This is a genomic window from Microcoleus harperi Pol14_C6 (genome assembly GCF_036701295.1).
Taxonomy (GTDB): domain Bacteria; phylum Cyanobacteriota; class Cyanobacteriia; order Cyanobacteriales; family Microcoleaceae; genus Microcoleus.
In genome coordinates, this window is the sequence record NZ_JAUBQN010000001.1 from 1 (window position 1) to 16,450 (window position 16,450).

Annotated in this window: 10 protein-coding genes; 6 read left to right on the forward strand and 4 right to left on the reverse strand. The window is 44.8% G+C overall.

Annotated features, from left to right (window positions below; translation table 11 throughout):
• A partial coding sequence (locus tag QUA27_RS00005; RefSeq protein ID WP_333065514.1) for an ATP-binding protein occupies positions 1–2,390 on the reverse strand: 2,390 nt, incomplete at its 3' end.
• Positions 2,391–2,824: 434 nt separating this feature from the next.
• Here QUA27_RS00005 and QUA27_RS27255 point away from each other — a divergent pair.
• A complete protein-coding gene (locus tag QUA27_RS27255) occupies positions 2,825–3,064 on the forward strand; it encodes a transposase (protein ID WP_445251458.1) in 240 nt (79 codons plus the stop codon).
• A 314-nt stretch (positions 3,065–3,378) separates the two neighbouring features.
• Here the strand turns inward: QUA27_RS27255 and QUA27_RS00010 are convergent, their stop codons facing one another.
• Complete coding sequence (locus QUA27_RS00010) at positions 3,379–4,137, reverse strand: VOC family protein (protein WP_333065515.1); 759 nt, start codon at positions 4,135–4,137, stop codon at positions 3,379–3,381.
• Between the two features lie 399 nt (positions 4,138–4,536).
• On the opposite strand from QUA27_RS00010, the gene topA reads away from it, so the two are divergent.
• The 5 genes from topA to QUA27_RS00035 all read left to right on the forward strand — a co-directional run bounded on the left by topA (position 4,537) and on the right by QUA27_RS00035 (position 13,148).
• Positions 4,537–7,263, forward strand: a complete 2,727-nt coding sequence (topA, locus tag QUA27_RS00015; RefSeq protein ID WP_333065517.1) for a type I DNA topoisomerase — start codon at positions 4,537–4,539, stop codon at positions 7,261–7,263.
• A 409-nt stretch (positions 7,264–7,672) separates the two neighbouring features.
• Entirely contained in the window at positions 7,673–7,933 is a 261-nt protein-coding gene (locus QUA27_RS00020) for a hypothetical protein (protein WP_333065519.1), read from the forward strand.
• Positions 7,934–8,468: 535 nt separating this feature from the next.
• Positions 8,469–9,758, forward strand: a complete 1,290-nt coding sequence (locus tag QUA27_RS00025; protein WP_333065521.1) for an AAA family ATPase — start codon at positions 8,469–8,471, stop codon at positions 9,756–9,758.
• 7 nt (positions 9,759–9,765) lie between these two features.
• Entirely contained in the window at positions 9,766–10,200 is a 435-nt protein-coding gene (locus QUA27_RS00030) for a hypothetical protein (RefSeq protein WP_333065522.1), read from the forward strand.
• A 473-nt stretch (positions 10,201–10,673) separates the two neighbouring features.
• The gene (locus QUA27_RS00035) at positions 10,674–13,148 is read left to right on the forward strand and encodes a phosphoketolase family protein (RefSeq protein WP_333065523.1); all 2,475 of its coding nucleotides are present in this window, start codon (positions 10,674–10,676) and stop codon (positions 13,146–13,148) included.
• A gap of 986 nt (positions 13,149–14,134) precedes the next feature.
• On the opposite strand, the gene QUA27_RS00040 is transcribed toward QUA27_RS00035, so the two are convergent.
• Positions 14,135–15,226, reverse strand: a complete 1,092-nt coding sequence (locus QUA27_RS00040) for a sensor domain-containing diguanylate cyclase (protein ID WP_333065524.1) — start codon at positions 15,224–15,226, stop codon at positions 14,135–14,137.
• 791 nt (positions 15,227–16,017) lie between these two features.
• The gene (locus tag QUA27_RS00045) at positions 16,018–16,155 is read right to left on the reverse strand and encodes a hypothetical protein (RefSeq protein WP_333065525.1); all 138 of its coding nucleotides are present in this window, start codon (positions 16,153–16,155) and stop codon (positions 16,018–16,020) included.
• Between the last annotated feature and the right edge of the window lie 295 nt (positions 16,156–16,450).

A 16,450-nucleotide genomic window follows, 5' to 3' on the forward strand; every position in this document is an offset into this window, starting at 1 on the left:
TAGGAGTCTTGCCAAATATCGCCCGGTAAAATTTCTCGACCAAATTTTAAGTAATCTCTGGCAGCAGCATAAGCCGTGGCATCTTTGGCTTTGCGAGCGGCTGTTAAATTTAAAATAGCTAGTTCAATTTTCTCGTGAGCATCAATGATTAAATGCCGACCAGAATTCAAATGATCGGCAATTTCAAAAATTCTTTCGGCTCGTCGCTCAGGAGAAATATTTGCCAGTAAGAGGCGACCAATTTGTAGGTGAATTGCTGTTTGCAGTTTTGAGTCTATCAAAGCGTAACCTGACTGCTGCACCCGGTCGTGCAAAAATTTATAAGTAGTAATTACCAAGTCTGAGTTAATTATTTCTGATTCGGTAGCACCTAACTCAGAAGTAGTTAAGATTAATCCCTCTTGGATGGCTGGCAATAGTTCTTGAAACGTGGCTAGCCACGATTTCTCATTAATAATTGAAAGAGTGTTTAAGTCAAAACTATTACCCACACAAGCAGCCAAACGCAAAACTTTCTGAGTTGATTCTGGCAGTTTTTTCAATTTACCAAGCATCAATTCAATGACGTTATCAGTAATACCTACTGATTCAATTTCAGAAATATCCCAATCCCAGTTTCTTTCTTGAAAATTGAATCGCAGCAGATTTTCTTGATAGAGAGTTTTGAGAAACTGATTGACAAAAAAAGGATTACCTTGAGTTTTACTGAGCACTAACTCGGCTAGGGGGAGCGCTGATTTTTGGTCTTTACGCACGGTGTCAGTAATTAAGTTACTTATTTGGTGAAGGTGTAAAGGAGCTAAAGTAATTCGCTCGATTCTTGCACCTTGATTTTGCAGCTCATCCAAAGTCATCATTAAAGGATGAGATGGGTTAACTTCGTTGTCTCGATAAGCACCAATTAGAAACAGATAGTTCGTTTGTTCATCTGCTATCATTACTTGTAGCAATTTCAATGTAGCGGCATCAGCCCATTGTAAATCGTCGAGAAAGATGACTAAGGGATAGTCAACTGAACAAAACACGCGGATGAATTTTTGAAATACTAAATTAAAGCGGTTTTGTGCTTCTCTAGCGCCTAATTCTTGTACAGTATGCTGTTTGCCAATGATTAATTCTACTTCAGGAATGACATCTACAATGATTTGACTATTAGCGCCAACTGCTGCTAATATTTTTTGTTTCCAGGTATTGAGTTGATTTTCGCTTTCTGTTAAGAGTTGCTTGACTAATGATTGAAAGGCTTTGACAACGGCCGCGTAAGGGATATTTCGTTGAAATTGGTCGAATTTTCCGGCAATAAAATAACCTCTGGCTTTAGTAATTGGTTTATAAACTTCTTGTACTAAGGCGGATTTTCCAATGCCAGAGTAACCGGATACTAGCATCATTTCGGTGCTGCCCCTGCTGACTCGCTCAAAGGCTGTTAATAAGGTTTCAACTTCTGTTTCTCTCCCGTAAAGTTTTTCGGGGATGAGGAAATGGTCTGTAATATCCCGCGTCCCTAATGCAAACGTCTCAATGTTACCCGTGTTTTGTAATTGAGCCAGACAAATTTCTAAATCGTGTTTCAGTCCTAATGCACTCTGATAGCGATTTTCCGCATTCTTTGCCATCAGTTTACTAACAATTTGGGATAAAACTATGGGAACTTCTGGCTTGATTTGATGTACCGGAATCGGCTGTTTGGCGAGATGACAATGCACTAACTCCATTGGGTCCTCTGACTCGAAGGGTAACTGTGTTGTCAACAATTCATAGAAGGTCACACCCAGGGAATAAAAGTCACTCCGATAGTCAATGCCTCGATTCATTCTTCCTGTCTGTTCTGGGGAGAGATAAGCTAAGGTTCCTTCGATAATGTTTGGATTCTGGATTTCTTGGGTTTGTTTCGGCAGCAGGGAAGAGATACTAAAGTCAATGAGCTTAATTTGTTTGCTATCGGGGTTGATTAGGATATTAGCCGGTGTGATATCTTTATGAATAACTTTATTTTCGTACAAAGAGTGAAGAATATCTGCTAGTTTCCTGGCTAGGTCGAGAAAGTTTTCTAAAAATCTAGATTGAGCTGGTTGGTTTTTATCAGTTGGGGTCTGGATATAAGTAGACAGAGAGACTCCTCCAAAGTCCTCCATTATCAAAGCATAGGCGCTTTTGTAAGGTACTAAATCGAGGGGTTTAACAATACTGGGGAGGTTGAGATTTTGGGCAATGGTGTACTGGTTGCGGAATTGCACCAGTTCGCTGAAGCTAGGGTATTCGTTTCGCAGCAGTTTGATGACGACTGGAGTGCGATCGCACTCCCGAATACCTCGATAGACTAGAGTGCGAGATCCTGCATAGAGTTGTTCTGTTATGCGATACCCCGGTACGTCAGTGATTGTCTCCATTGTCCAGTCCTCAATAAATTCGGGGTTACTATATCTCTAGTTTACTCAGCAAACTTGGTAAATTCTCAATGGCCTCTAATGTTCCTGCACTTGTCAGTCCGCGTTCTGTACGAACGCTCGCAGCTAGTTCGATACTGAAGCCATATTATTAATTGTTTAGAACTTGTCTGCACTGGAGCGGAAATTATCCATAAGTATGTTTATAGAACTCATTTGAGATATTGAGGGCGATCGCGTCTAGCAGTCGTGAAGCTCACAGGAGGCGATCGCCCCCAACAGCTATTTTCTGAGGTAGTTCAGTTTAAACCCAAGCGTGGATAGCTTTTCAAGTTGGTTGTTCCCCCTTGATAGTTTTGAGGTAAAGTTACCGTAAAAATACTTAAGGGCAGCCCTCATGCCGTCTTCTAGCGACCTAACGAACTCGCTCCTGGGAAATGCTTGAAGAACCCCTACTACACCAAATATTGCCCCTTAAAAAGCAAACTCTACCTCCGAACTCGACAAAAAGAGAAATCTTGGATGGCATCTTTTATCAACTCAAGAATGGCTGCTATTGGGCAGACTTACCCTGCGTATTTACTTCCATGCTCTACCGTATAGTGGTATTACCAGCAGTGGCGAGAATAAGAAGTGCTTCAACAACTGATGAAAGTATTATATTCGAGCCTCCCTGAGCAGGTCAACCAAAATGCAGTGGACTAAGTTGATGATTATTGACTTACAGGCGCTCAAAAATACCTGTAATGCCAGTATCGGAGCGAAAGGATAGGGGAAGTCGGGATTGGTTCCGGTTGTGGCAAGGTAGGTAATTGAAATATCAAATTCTTGGATGGAAAAGAACACAACCCTCGCCTATTAATTTTCGGATAACTTTAGATACTATATCGGCAATGAATATTTATTTTATTACGCTAAGGGTTAAAAGGCCGGCAGGGTTTTAGATAGCAAATGGGTTCTCTCGGACTCATTTTTAGCTGGCGCGTTTAGATTACCAACTGATAATAAGCGGCAATCCAGGTCGGAAATCTACCTGTTGTCCCTGCACTTCTCCATCAAAACCAAGCTCCACAAAATACTCGCTTCCTATCCGTAACTTGAGCTGATTTGTCTCAAGCACTGCTTGAAGTTCAGGTGACGGATTATTGGCAGCAGGACTGACTAATTCTACGCGAGTAATTTCCCGGAAACCAACACCATGATCCAAAGGCTGTGACTTATCAGCCGAGTATTGATCTGGACGTTTACCAAAGGGAATCTGGAAAAGCATGGGTTCAGTCAACACATCACTATTTGTAGCGACCGCTATACTGATTGTTTCAGGTAAATAAGGTGGACGATATGCCCAACTAGAAAATGCAAATGTGTCCTCAGAACCTTTGGCTGGACGCAAACAGATGCCAAATGGACACGCACCATTATTCCGATTTGTCGATCGCTCCCAAAGACGAGTCTGATGAATTGGCTCAGACTTCGCCTCTTCTGGAGCGTGAATCCATAACAATTCCAACATGGCGTTATGGAAAAAGAAACAGCGATTGGTTGTACCTTGTCCGTGATGAATGCGAGATCCACCCTCAACTAAACCAAATGAGGATAAACGAGCGGCTTCCGAAGCACCAATATCAGTAAGGATGAAAAGATGGTCGAATTCAAATGTCATAGCATTGTTCATAGAATTGATCGATCGCTCAAGTAATTTTAATCCCCTGTAATTGCTTTTTTTCCGATCGCCACGCTTATGCTGCACAGCTTACTGTACCAAAGTCCAAAACCTATACTCAGTAAATCTTTCCCAATCTAAAATCTAAAATCTAAAATTGATCGCCCCAACCTTCCTCAACCTTCAAGTTACAACCAGATTGAGGAACCATCCGCCCGCATCCAGCAGTCTCAACATCCAGTTACCGACAATTCTGCTAAAGTCAGGTCATCCAAGGAGTGCATCTTGTAGAGAGGCGATTCGCAGCCTCTGCCCCGAAAGCAGTAAAATCCCATCAGCTTGTCACCTGCAACCCGATCGGCAATAACTTAAAAATTAAGGTAGTTTGAAAATAATCGCCCAAAGTTGAAAGAAGCCTTGACATCTGACCTAAACTCTCTAACTTAGACCCTCTAGCTGCGCTGCCATCCATATTTAAAAGATGCCATGTCAACCTTAGTCATCGTCGAATCTCCGACCAAAGCCCGCACCATCCGCAACTTCCTGCCCTCCACCTACCGTGTAGAGGCATCGATGGGCCATGTCCGCGACCTACCATCCTCCGCCGAAGAAATACCAGAAGCCGTTAAAGGAGAAAAATGGGCGCAACTGGGCGTAAACGTGGAAGCAGACTTTGAACCCCTCTACGTCATCCCGAAAGATAAAAAGAAAATTGTTAAAGAACTCAAAGACGCCCTCAAAGACGCCACAGAACTGATACTAGCTACTGACGAAGACCGAGAAGGCGAAAGCATTTCCTGGCATTTGCTGCAAATCCTCAAACCCAAAGTGCCCATCAAGCGGATGGTGTTTCACGAAATCACCCGCGAAGCAATCGGCGACGCTTTGACTCACTGCCGCGATATCGACAATCGAGTTGTACAAGCGCAAGAAACTCGCCGAATTCTCGACAGACTCGTCGGTTACACACTCTCTCCGCTACTGTGGAAAAAAATCGCTTGGGGCTTGTCTGCCGGTAGAGTGCAGTCAGTCGCAGTCAGGCTTTTGGTGCGCCGGGAACGCGAACGCCGCGCTTTCCGCCAAGGTAGCTACTGGGATTTAAAAGCTTTTTTGGAAAAGGGCAAGATTTCTTTTGATGCCAAACTCGTGACTGTCGGCAATGTGAAAGTTGCAAACGGCAGCGATTTTGATGAAAATACCGGGCAAATTATCGCAGGCCGCCGCGTACTTTTGCTGAATGAACAACAGGCGCGGGCTTTACTGGCACGCATTCAAAACAAACCCTGGACTGTCGGCAATATCGAAGAACGGCCAGTCACCCGCAAACCCTCGCCGCCGTTTACGACCTCGACTTTGCAGCAGGAAGCTAACCGTAAGCTGCGGCTGGGTGCGCGGGAAACAATGCGAATTGCCCAAGGTCTCTACGAACGCGGTTTTATCACCTATATGCGGACGGATTCGGTGCATTTGTCCGAACAGGCGATCGAAGCGGCGCGCAGTTGCGTACAAGAACTTTACGGCAGCGAATACCTCAGCCCCCAACCGCGCAAATATACGACGAAAAGCAAAGGCGCGCAGGAAGCCCACGAAGCTATCCGTCCCGCCGGCAGCACTTTTCGGACTCCGCAGCAAACGGGATTGGATGGGATTGATTTCCGCCTCTATGATTTGATTTGGAAGCGGACTGTGGCTTCTCAAATGGCCGATTCCCGCCAAACTCACGTCACTGTATTAACTCAGGTAGAAGATGCCGGTTTCCGTTCCAGCGGCAAACGCATTGATTTTCCAGGCTTTTTGCGGGCCTACGTGGAAGGTTCCGACGATCCGAATGCGGCGTTGGAAGACCAAGAGGTGATTTTGCCGGCGCTGAAGGTGGGGGATAAACCTAATTGTAAGGATTTAGAGGCAGTTGGCCACGAAACTCAACCTCCCGCCCGCTATACGGAAGCTTCTCTGGTCAAAATGCTGGAAAGCGAAGGTGTGGGCCGTCCTAGTACCTATGCGAGTATTATCGGTACAATTGTCGATCGGGGATATGCCAAATTAATAGCTAACGCCCTAATTCCAACATTCACCGCTTTCGCCGTCACCACTTTATTGGAAACACATTTTCCCGATTTAGTAGACACCGGTTTTACTTCCCGAATGGAACAAACCCTCGATGAAATTGCCACCGGCGAGGCGAAATGGCTGCCGTATTTGCAAAAGTTTTATACAGGGGAAACCGGGCTCGCAACCCAAGTTAAGGAACAGGAAAGTCACATTGATGCGAAAGTTGCCCGAACTGTGGTATTGGAGAATTTGCCAGCAAAAGTTTGCATCGGCAAATTCGGCGCATACCTGGAATCTGAAAGCGAAGAAGGTCTGGTAAAAGCATCGATTCCCCAAGATTTAACGCCGGCAGATTTAGATCCGGAACAAGTGGAGTTTCTGTTAAAGCAAAAAACCGAAGGCCCGGAAAAATTGGGTCTTCACCCGGAAACTGGGGAACCGATTTATGTGCTGATTGGCAGTTATGGGCCATACGTTCAGTTAGGAGAAGTTTCGGAAACGAACAAGAAACCGAAGCGGGCTTCTTTACCGAAGGGGACGGATAAGGATAGCGTGACGCTGGATATGGCGGTGAGTTTGTTGACTTTACCCCGGTTGCTGGGTACTCACCCGGAGACGGGGGCGAAGGTGCAAGCTAATTTGGGGATGTACGGCCCTTATGTGGTGCATGACCAGGGTAAGGTGGGGAAAGATTATCGATCGATCAAACCGCCGGATGATGTTTTGACGATAACGCTCGATCGCGCTTTAGAGTTATTATCGCAGCCGAAAGCCGCCCGCGGCCGCAGCAAAACAGCCACACCTTTGAAGGAATTGGGCGCGCATCCCGAGTCTGGAGAACCGATCAATGTTTACGACGGCCGCTACGGCCCCTACGTGAAACACGGCGATATCAATGCTTCTTTGTCGAAGGATGAATCTGTGGAGAATTTCACCTTGCAAAGAGCACTGGAATTGTTAGCAACGAAGGAAGCAGCGGGAGGCGGTAAATCTAGCAGCAAGTCGAAGAAGTCAACTAAGGCAACTGCGGAGAAATCGGAAACTGCAACGAAGAAGACTGCCGCGAAGAAAACCACTGCTAAAAAGACGGAGACTGCCGCGAAGAAAACCACTGCTAAAAAGACGGCGACTGCGACAACAGCCAAGAAAACAACTAAGTAAAATTAGTTGAGTTTTTTCTCATTCCCAAAACTCGGTTTATTCAAAAAACCGGGTTTTTTTATTTATCAAAAACTAGACAACATGACAAAAATAGGTTTGTAGTAAGGAGTTTAGTCCTGACAATTTTCTTCTCTTAGGTATTTGTCATCAGCCTCTGCGGGGTTCGATCGCCCCTATTTTTTTTGAGACATATCAACTCAAACTCTTGTCAAGCCTAGCTTTTAGGCTTACTTGTCACCCGTCAGCAAAATCATCCTATTTACTTATTGACAATTGCTCTTCTCTGTTTAATTGTCAGGAAACGTATATATAAGGTTACAAATTGTATCCTAAGCAACAGAAAGTACCCAATGTTTTATGTAGCGCTCTACAATGGACAAAAGAAACAAGATTAAGAGGCGCGATCGCTATGGATATGAATATGGATATGAATGGAAACCTAGACTGGGAAGAAGCATTTGAGTACCGAGCGGGCTTAACAGTGGAGCTGAAGTCCCAGCCTGGGGTTTTGCATACGATCGCTTACTATGAAGTGATGATGGTACCGCCCATCTGGTTAGAAAATGACCCCCGTCCCCGCTATCCTCACGAATTGCGAGTCGTTTCCCACCAGCCAACTGTGTCCAATGTTTGCCGGATTTCAGAGAGCCCTGTTTTAGTCGCCTCCTAAGTTTTTTCAGCGGGAAATATTGGCGATGGCATCTAGCCAGCAATCAAACCGATGCAGTGATTTTCGGATTGAGATTGCTTGAGTTTACTTTGTGGCATCGGCTAAGTAGTCGTAGGGTGGGCCGCCATGAACAACCCCTAACGCAGCATATCGACAATCTCACAGATCCGCACCTGTGCCATCGAGAGCCGATGTAAACAAACCCAACACTTATTTTCTAGCCAAACTTTGTAAAAATGGTATTATTTTAGGGTTTCGGTAATTCCTTTCCCTATCAATAACCGCACGTGGGTCTAAAATCTCCTCAACGACCAGAAAGGCGATATGGGCGATCGACTTTCACGAAAAAACTGCGGTAATCCAAAAGTATATTGGTACAAAGGGTAGAAATCCATCTTGATATTAATGAGAGTTGTTTGAGGTTTTTCCTAGGGTGACTCATTCGGTTTATTAACACAAAAGTGACAACTTTAACCATAAAAATTAAATTGGTATGTTAAGATGACACAAGCCCTTACCATACTTGATTTCAATTATGGCTGAAAAATTAATAGTTAAAAACTTTGCTGGCATCAAGGATTTAGAGATTGAAATCAAGCGAATAAATATACTTATTGGCCCTCAAGCCAGCGGTAAAAGCGTTTGCGCTAAACTTCTATTTTATTTTAAGAACTTCGTATGGGAAATTTTATCGGTTGTAAATAATGAGCAGACAAAACGCAATCTAGATTCAAACTATTCCAAGACGTTTGAGGAATATTTTCCTCCTGATTGTTGGGGAAAACAAGATTTTTTCATCAGGTATGAAATTTCCAATGTTTTTATAGAAGTTAGTAGAAAACAGGATACCAAAGGTAGAATTTCCCTCAGCTATTCAGATTTTTTCAAGAAACAATTGGCAGACCTACGCAATTTACTCAAAAAAGCAAGAGAGAAAAGCTCTGAAATAACTTTGAGTAATAATATTATTAATAGTTCATTGTTTGGCCATAAAATTTTAAAAGAGCACTTAGTAGAAAGTTTAGGCAACTCCATTGGTCGAGAGGCAGCCTTCAATCAGCTTTTTATTCCTGCTGGCCGCTCATTTTTCGCTAATCTTCAGAGCAATATTTTTTCTTTTCTTTCAAGCAATAATACCTTAGATCCATTTCTAAGATCGTTTGGCTCAACATACGAAACGATAAAAAATTGGCGTATACAATATAATATTTACCTTGCAGATAAATATACAAAAGATATACTAGAGGAAATAAACAGGCTAATAGAGCAGTCTTTATGTGGTAAGCATATACAGGAAAAAGGCAAAGATTTTCTGGAGGTGGCAGATGGAAGACGTATTAGTATTGCGAACTCATCTTCCGGTCAACAGGAAACATTGCCTCTGACAATTATTCTAGCTGCACTACCTTTTATAGCTTCCCCTCCAGCCGGTCACACAGTGTATATTGAGGAGCCGGAAGCGCATTTATTTCCAAGCGCACAGCGTAATATTGTCGAGTTGATCGCTACTGTCTTTAATTATCGCAAAGAGCAACTTCAATTCTTTATAACTACCCATAGTCCTTATGTCCTGACAGCACTTAATAATCTGCTCCAGGCTGGGCTTCTTTATGAAGAATCCAGCGAAGATATACAACATCAACTAGAAGAGATTGTATCTAGATACAAATCATTAGATGTTGACGATCTCTCAGCCTATGTTTTGAGCGATGGAAAATGCAAGAGTATTGTGTGTCCTGATACTGGGTTGATTGATGCGCGAGTCATTGATTCTGTTTCTGATGAACTAGCTATTGAATTCGAGCAACTTCTCAACTTAGTTTGAATCGTATATGAAAAGTCTTCCAGAGTGTGAGGAACATAGAGCCGACACCAAGATTGTCTTGCAGGAAAACAAAAGTAAAATAACGTTCCTCAACCCGAATAAAGACGAAATATTAATAATTAAGGTTGATGGCTGCGTTATTAGTGACAATGAGACTTTGCGTTGCGACTACGCACTCATTCCTTCTGATGCAGTAGAAATATATGTAGAGTTGAAAGGAAGCGATATTGCACAGGCGGTTAAACAAATAGAATCAACTATTAATTTACTTTCGGCAAATCCCCAAAAGATTAAGAAGCTATGTTTTGTCGTGTCTACACGTGTGCCAAAACAAACACCAAGTATACAACAGCTCCAAAGTCAGTTTAAGAAAAAATTTAATGCTAGTTTCCGAATCAAGAATATTCAAGATGAGTATGATTTAAGTACGTCCACAAGCTAAGCTAACGAGAACTTTGATATGACGAACATACAAAACTTTAGCAGAAAAGGAGCCAGCGGACGATCGCCCGGCCTCAACTAAATTTGAGTTCGCATTTATTATAATTAATTCTGACACCTACCTTAAGAAATATCTTTTCGGGACTTCCCCAACACATCCCACCGCTCCCAACATATACTACGGATCAGTGTGCAGTACACAGCCTACAAAAACTATTGTGTAAATCCTATTATGTATTGCTAAATTCCTTGATCCCCGCAAGTAGTGGCCTTTATTGCATTAAAGTGGTGCGATGTTTAGCCAGAAATTAACATTGATTTAAACTTTAATGGAGACATAAACGAGCTAGAATTCAATAGTTTGCGTGGAAGACATGGAGTTTAAATACAAAATGTCACAAATAACAAATTAATATCGATCGCACTTCTCGATCGCACTTTACAAAACAATCCAAACTCAGGAGTCAATCGCTGATGATGCTAGGAACAACCGAGATCCCGCAATTAAAGCCGCTTTCCGACTCAGAACTACACAAAATGAACGCCTACTGGCGGGCGGCAAACTACCTATCCGTCGGACAAATCTATCTCCTGGACAACCCCCTACTCAAAGAACCCCTCAAAATCGAACACGTCAAACCGAGACTCCTCGGACATTGGGGCACCACTCCAGGCCTAAACTTCATCTACGTTCACCTCAACCGCATCATCAAAGCCCAAGACCTCAACGCCATCTACATCGCAGGTCCTGGACACGGCGGGCCGGGCTTGGTCGCCAACACCTATCTCGAAGGCACTTATACCGAATATTACTCGAACATTTCCCAAGACGAAGAGGGTATCCAGCGGCTGTTCAAACAGTTCTCCTTTCCCGGCGGTATCCCCAGCCACGTTGCCCCGGAAACCCCTGGTTCGATTCACGAAGGCGGCGAACTCGGCTACGCCCTCGTCCACGCTTACGGGGCGGCCTTCGACAATCCCGATTTGATTGTGGCGGCCGTTGTCGGCGACGGGGAAGCTGAAAGCGGCCCGCTAGCTGCTAGCTGGCACTCTAACAAGTTTCTCAACCCGGTTCGGGACGGGGCCGTGTTGCCGATTTTGCACTTGAACGGCTACAAAATTGCCAATCCAACGCTGTTGGCCCGCATTCCGCGCGAGGAATTGGAAAGTTTGATGGTCGGTTACGGCTACAAACCTTATTGGGTGGAAGGTTCAGACCCGGAAACCATGCACCAGTTGATGGCTGCAACTCTCGATACCGCGATCGGCGAAATTAAGGCGATTCAGGAAAAAGCCCGGACAGAGGGCTATTCCGGCCGTCCCCAGTGGCCGATGATTGTGATGAAAACTCCCAAAGGCTGGACGGGGCCGAAGGAAGTAGACGGTAAGAAAACAGAGGATTATTGGCGATCGCACCAAGTCCCACTTTCGGAAATGGCTTCTAAGCCGGGACACGTCCAACTCCTGGAAGATTGGATGAAAAGCTATAAGCCGGAAGAACTCTTCGACGAAAATGGCAAGTTAATTACCGAATTGGCCGAACTCGCACCCAAGGGAGCTCGACGGATGGGGGCAAATCCCCACGCTAACGGCGGCCTGCTGCTGCGAGACTTGAAAATGCCGAAATTTGAAGACTACGCCGTTGATGTGCAAAAACCGGGCACTCTAATGGCAGAAGCAACCCGCGTTTCCGGCCGCTTCCTGCGAGAGGTGATGACACTGAATCAGGAAAACGCCAATTTCCGCATTGTCGGGCCCGACGAGACGGCCTCAAACCGCCTCGATCCGGTGTTTGAAGTGACGAACCGGGTGTGGGCGGGGGAAATTTTGCCCGAAGACGACCACATCTCCCCAGACGGCCGGGTGATGGAAGTCCTCAGCGAACATCTATGTCAGGGATGGCTGGAAGGCTATTTGCTGACGGGACGCCACGGCTTTTTCTCTTGTTACGAAGCGTTTATTCACATCATCGATTCGATGTTCAACCAACACGCCAAGTGGTTGAAAACTACTAACGACATTCCTTGGCGCCGACCGATCGCCTCTCTTAACTACCTGCTAACTTCTCACGTTTGGCGACAAGACCACAACGGTTTTTCTCACCAAGATCCGGGTTTTATCGACCACGTAATTAACAAGAAAGCCGAGGTTGTGCGGATTTATTTGCCGCCAGATGCGAACACTTTGCTGTCAGTAACAGATCACTGTCTCCGCAGTCGCCACTATGTCAACGTGATTATTGCAGGGAAGCAGCCGGCATTGCAGTACTTGGATATGGATTCTGCGATTAAACACTGTACCGCCGGCATCGGCATTTGGGAGTGGGCCAGCAACGATAAAGGCGGCGAACCGGATGTGGTGATGGCTTGCGCGGGTGATGTTCCGACGCTGGAAACTTTGGCTGCGGTTGACATTCTCCGCCGAGATTATCCTGATTTAAAAGTGCGGGTGGTGAATGTGGTGGATTTGATGACGCTGCAACCTGCTAGCGAACATCCCCACGGTTTGTCTGACAAGGATTTTGATACTTTGTTCACGAAAGATAAGCCGGTGATTTTTGCTTTTCACGGCTATCCTTGGCTGATTCACCGCTTGACTTATCGCCGGACAAATCACCCGAATATTCACGTTCGGGGTTACAAGGAAGAGGGAACGACTACGACGCCGTTTGATATGGTGGTGATTAATGACCTCGATCGATTCCATTTAGTTGCAGATGTACTCGATCGCGTTCCAAAACTGAGTTCTGTCGCAGCTTACGGCAAACAAGCTATCCGTGACAAGCTGATCGAACACAGGCAGTATATCACCGAACACGGCGATGATATGCCGGAAATCCGCGACTGGAAGTGGCCGCACGCGGGCCCGGTTTCGCCGGAAGCGCCGAAGGAAACGAAAGATCCAGGGGCGACAGCAGAACAAACAGTGCGATCGGGTGCACCGGGCTAGCGATATTCTGGGTAGGGACACGGCATTGCCGTGTCCCGACGGGATTCCATTTGTATTAGAATAAATCTGCCGTAATAGTCATCTTAGTGGGGCGACGCAGTGAAGTGAGAGGGATGCGATCGGATGCTGGCGTTAAACTGGCATAACGTTGATAGAGAATAAAAACGTCTTCTTTCTTGGGTCACAGTCTAGCTGCTATGTGCGCGTATTCTGTCGACAAGCAGCCAACATCACATAACAAGAGGTATTGGTTGGGCTGGCTAATTGTTATTGCATCCGCCTTTGCGGTTAACCGTTAATTATCAAGAAATAAGAATTACTCACTCTTTTTTGCTCAGCCTTTTGCTACCATTTGGCACAATTCTCGTGCTGGCACTTTTTGGTTGCAAAGGACGTACCCTCATCACTCGCAGTCAACAAGTCATCTTAGCAGGGCTTTCCCATCTCGCTCTCGATCTCCTTACGGGAGTTAACAGCTTACCTGTAATCTGACCGTTCAGCACCGAAACGTTCAAACTTTCTTTTGGTCTGCTTCCCAGTGCTGGTTTTTTAAGCCCGTTCAACTATTATTTTTACCTAAATTCATTGATTGAGATTGGTGTTCTTGCCCTGTTAGTTTACATTGCTTTCTCAATCAACTCTGACACACCAGCACTATCCATAAACCAAGAATTAGAATAGGTGGTTTATTACTAATTTCTATCTGTTTTATGGTTGGGGCGTTTAGTCTGAATATGTAGAATTAAGTAGGTAATAAAAAATAACGTTTCCAGTCATCTTTAATAGCTAGTTCCCGCGGTTTAATAAATATTGATAGAATTTCTATTGCTGATGATGCTGACGAAGTAGCAATCATTCCTTAAAGGGAATCCGGTAGTAGCTGACTCTACTACTAATAGTACCTCGAAGGAAGTTCTAGTAATTCTCAGGAATACTAGAAGCCTGCACTCACAGCAAGCTTGCGCGTAGGTAGTTCATACATCCGCTTAACGATTTGCGCGCTTCTTTGTGCGCTTTTGAGCGTACATTAATTCATCGGCTAGGGCTATTAATTGGTCCAGCGAGGTTTCACCGTCTGGAATACAGCACTGGATGCCAATACTCATAGACAGTTGATAGCAGCGGTTGCTCTCCTGGTTGAAACGAGCGATGTTGGCTTGCAAGCGAACTACAAGCTCTTCGGCACTCTCTAAGTAGTTGAGCGCAAAAATGACAAATTCATCTCCACCCAAACGAGCAACGATGTCTGAACTGCGGCAGGTTCGTTTCAAAATCTCAGCCGCATCTGCAATTGCCCGATCGCCTACCTCGTGACCCATATTATCGTTAAGTTGTTTCAAACCGTCTAGATCGAGAAACAGGAGACAGCATGAACCTTGCTGGCGGCGGGCTACTTTTAACTGCTGCTGTGCCAGGACAAAGAAACCGCGTCGATTGTGCAACCGTGTCAACTCGTCTGTCAACGACAATTGCCGCACCTGTTCCTCTGCTTGTTGCCGATCCCTAATTTCCTGCATCAGTCTGACGTTGACAGCTTCTAACTCAGCGGTGCGATCGCGCACTCGTTGTTCCAGTTCGGCATACACCTGCACGTTCTCGAGCGCAACGGCTGTTGTATCTGCCAGTGCTTGGAGTAGGTTCACCTCTTGGTCAGTGGGTTGATGCGGCTGTGCCCAATAGTTGCCGATCGCGCCAATTGGGTTTATTGTCCGAATTGGAACCATTGCCAGACTTTTGACAAATGTGGGCTCATAAGCGGCGTGGGGAATACGAGCGTCCTGATAGATGTCTGGGATGACGGTTGATTGACGGTTTAACATTGTCCAACCGCTGATGCATATACTCATTGGAAACCGCCGCCCTTTCCACAGAGGTGCAATGGCATTTTCGTCGGCATAGAAACACTGATCTTTGTCGCGCAAGACAAAGGTAGCACCATCAGCACCTGTGAGTTGGCGTGCGGCAACTCGCACGATCGCCATGACATCTTCGAGGCTGTGGGCTAACGAGAGTTCTTGCACAACGACGAGCAGTTTTTCCATTCCTAGGTTGTACTGGCTTGTTGTGTCTTCATTCACAAGATTTGTAATTTTTATTAAAGGAGACTTTATAATAGCTACGTTCATTTTGTTACGCATCGGATAGGTTTTCTCCCAACATTAATAATTTACTCGGAAACTGAGTGATCTTCTACAGTAGATTTACGCAAACTACCCGGATCTCCCGTACTTAGGGTGATCAATCGATCTCATTATTCGTAGGTTGGGTAGAGCATTGCAGCCGTATGAGTTACACCGGAGGTTCGTGTAGCTGCGTTCATTTTGTTACGCTTCGGATACGTTTTCTCCCAGTATCAATTTACTTAGAAACTGAGCGATTTTACAGTAAATTTACGTAAATTACGCGGCTCTTCCGTACTTAGGGCTATCGATCTAATCATTCGTAGGTTGGGTAGAGCATTGCAGCCGTAGGAGGTACACCGAAAGTTCGTGTAGCTGTAGAGACGTTGCATGTGCTGTAGAGATTGAGATGTACCCTTTGTTTCGCCTTTTTATTGGGCTGCTTTTTGTGCGATCGGCCAATAATATCATGTCCGTTAGCATTGGTCACGCTTGGTAAGGGCGGGTTTTGACGAAAAGTTGTTTGATGAAACAATTGTCGGCTAAACCCTCCCCTACACGCAACTGATACAACCGGACATGATATAACTTTTGGATACCATTCAAATGTCTTACAGTTTATAACTATTAATGAGCTAGCAAAACTTCTAAAAGACGAACGACTTTTTTTCTAACAGATGTCAAGCCGATCGAATAAATACCAGCGTTAAATTAAAGCAGATTTAAGATATTTAGAACCTGGTCAAAACTTATTCTATCGCGCGATCGCCTCCATCCGAGGAATAGTAGAAATCGAACAAACAGAGAACGATCGCAACCTGCAAACTACCATAGCCGTAGTAGGTGCAGGAATAGGTGTAGCCGGAGTAGTAGCAGCTAGCGCCCATACTGTATCGAGGAGAAACCGGGAGTAATAAACATTAATGAACCATTCAGTTTGAGCGCCTTTGCTACCTTCATGTTAATTATCTTTCTGAGCTTACGTGCAGGCTGGTTCACTGGGGAATTGCTATTTTTTTGATAAAGTGGAAATGCCATAATAAAAAAGCAAACTGCAAGGCAAATCAACCAAAAATTAAGCTAGCTTAGCCCCAGGAAAAAGTGCCGACATGAAAAATATATTTCATTAAAATAAACTTTTAGCGAAACAAAGTTAATCACTACTTTAAAAGCTTTAGAAGC

Excerpts from the sequence above, each read along its gene's own strand:
- QUA27_RS00025 (WP_333065521.1), top strand. The coding sequence starts at position 8,469 with ATGGCTGAAAAATTAATAGTTAAAAACTTTGCTGGCATCAAGGATTTA.
- QUA27_RS00045 (WP_333065525.1), bottom strand. The coding sequence starts at position 16,155 with ATGGGCGCTAGCTGCTACTACTCCGGCTACACCTATTCCTGCACCTAC.
- QUA27_RS00035 (WP_333065523.1), top strand. The coding sequence starts at position 10,674 with ATGATGCTAGGAACAACCGAGATCCCGCAATTAAAGCCGCTTTCCGAC.
- QUA27_RS00020 (WP_333065519.1), top strand. The coding sequence starts at position 7,673 with ATGGATATGAATATGGATATGAATGGAAACCTAGACTGGGAAGAAGCA.
- QUA27_RS27255 (WP_445251458.1), top strand. The coding sequence starts at position 2,825 with ATGCTTGAAGAACCCCTACTACACCAAATATTGCCCCTTAAAAAGCAA.
- QUA27_RS00030 (WP_333065522.1), top strand. The coding sequence starts at position 9,766 with ATGAAAAGTCTTCCAGAGTGTGAGGAACATAGAGCCGACACCAAGATT.
- topA (WP_333065517.1), top strand. The coding sequence starts at position 4,537 with ATGTCAACCTTAGTCATCGTCGAATCTCCGACCAAAGCCCGCACCATC.